The organism is Priestia sp. JV24 (genome assembly GCF_025910025.1).
Taxonomy (GTDB): Bacteria; Bacillota; Bacilli; order Bacillales; family Bacillaceae_H; genus Priestia; species Priestia megaterium.
In genome coordinates this window covers 1-1,761 of sequence record NZ_JAPCIN010000033.1, presented here as the reverse complement: position 1 = coordinate 1,761, position 1,761 = coordinate 1, and the positions used below count along the sequence as shown (strand labels likewise).

At 30.7% G+C, this 1,761-nt stretch carries 1 protein-coding gene; it reads left to right on the top strand.

Features of this window, described 5'->3' with window-relative positions; genetic code table 11:
* Positions 1-462 precede the first annotated feature (462 nt).
* Positions 463-1,179, top strand: a complete 717-nt coding sequence (locus OK414_RS27630) for a DUF421 domain-containing protein (RefSeq protein WP_263046354.1) — start codon at positions 463-465, stop codon at positions 1,177-1,179.
* The last annotated feature ends 582 nt before the right edge of the window (positions 1,180-1,761 follow it).

Sequence of the window (1,761 nt, the reverse complement as noted above, 5' to 3'; positions counted from 1 at the left end):
CAGTCAAAACAGCCAAAAGCTACAAGAAGCTATTGATAAAGTGAGCCCTCTTTTAAGAAGCTAATGGAATTTGCTCATAATAAAGATGTTGAATTACCAATAAAGCCATGTAATTTTTCACGCTTAACAGTGTATTTATCTGAATGAGTATTAAAATTACGGATTTCAATTTTATGATAAGGTTAACCAGACTTTCTGGTTGGCCATTTTTACTTTGAAGAATCTATTCTATAATTTTACCCTACCATTTTACTTACAAATATTTTTTACATAACAATAATAAAAAAGGAAATAATAATATATGGGGTTAACCTTTAACAGGTGATAAACCTCTAATAATTTCAATTAATTATGGTGGGGAAAATATAAAAATCACCTTTATGGCATCGTATACATAAAAAACACCCCTCATGGAAATGAAACTATACATACTATTTTAGTGAATGTGGAGGTACACTGGTTATGCCAAGCTGGATAGAAGTTATTATTCGTTCTGTTCTTATTATATTAGGGTTATTCTTTATCACAAAAATATTAGGGAAAAAGCAATTATCGAAGTTATCTTTTTTTGAATACATAGTAGGAATTACAGTTGGCGACATTGCTGGAACAATTTCGATGGATCTTGAATTAAATGCTGTGAATGGAGTCACCTCAATCTTGGTCTGGTCATTGTTCCCAATCATTATTTCGTATGTTTCCTTAAAAAGCATAGTTTTTCGAAAAGTAGTTGAGGGTACGCCAACTACTTTTATAAAGGATGGAAAAATTTTAGAAGAAAACTTAAAGCGTGAGAAATATACAATAGATGAATTAATGGAACAGCTAAGAAAAAAAGATGTTTTTTACGTTAATGACGTAGAATTTGCAATGCTTGAAACAAATGGAGAATTCAGCATTTTATTAAAAAAAGAAAAGCAGCCTGTGAGATGGGGAGACCTTTTTGGCGTTGGTCAAAAAGTAAAATTACCACAAACCATTATTATAGATGGGAATTTTATAGAAGAAGCTATTTATGAAATGGGCTATAGCGTGGAATGGCTTAAAACTCAACTTCAACAGCGAGAATCGACTGTGAAAGAAGTTTTTTTTGGTCAGGTCGATCATTTAGGTAATCTGTATCTAGATTATTATAAGGACCGTTTTATCGAAAAAGGGAAAAATAATTCAGAAAGTTAGAAAGTAGACCTAGAATTTCCAAAGACTCTACTCCTTTTTACACCAGAACCTTATTATGTTACGCAAAATATTATAAAAGATAAAAAAAGTAGCTGATTAATCCAACTACTCTTTAATCAAGATTTCTATTCTGTTGGGTTAATGTCTTAGAGGTAGAAGTAGGTTTAGGTTCTTTACCAAGTCTAGGTTTCCAATTTCCTAACTTATTTTTCAAGTAATCCTTTAAAAAATCACGTTTCTTTCTGCGTCTTTTATTCCTGTTTTTCATAAGAAATTACCACCTTTACGTCATTCAAGAGATTCAATTTATCCGTATATAACTATGCTAAGAAATTCACCATTTATGCTAAATCTATAACTGGTAAGTAATTCGTCTGGTTCTGCTGTAAAAAAGTTAGATAATAAAATTCATCTTAATCTTTTTGTACCAGAAACTTTTTATTTAATAATTACAAAATTAATAATAAGTATTTGCTTGAGCAAACTATACAAGAGGCCATGAGGCACCAATCACTTTAACCCTTATTCTAATTACGTCACTCCAACAGAAAAAATTACCTTTTCACAGTCCCAGTGGTTTTT

What these genes read in the sequence shown, in the direction of transcription:
- OK414_RS27630 (WP_263046354.1), top strand. Translation starts at nt 463, where the DNA reads ATGCCAAGCTGGATAGAAGTTATTATTCGTTCTGTTCTTATTATATTA.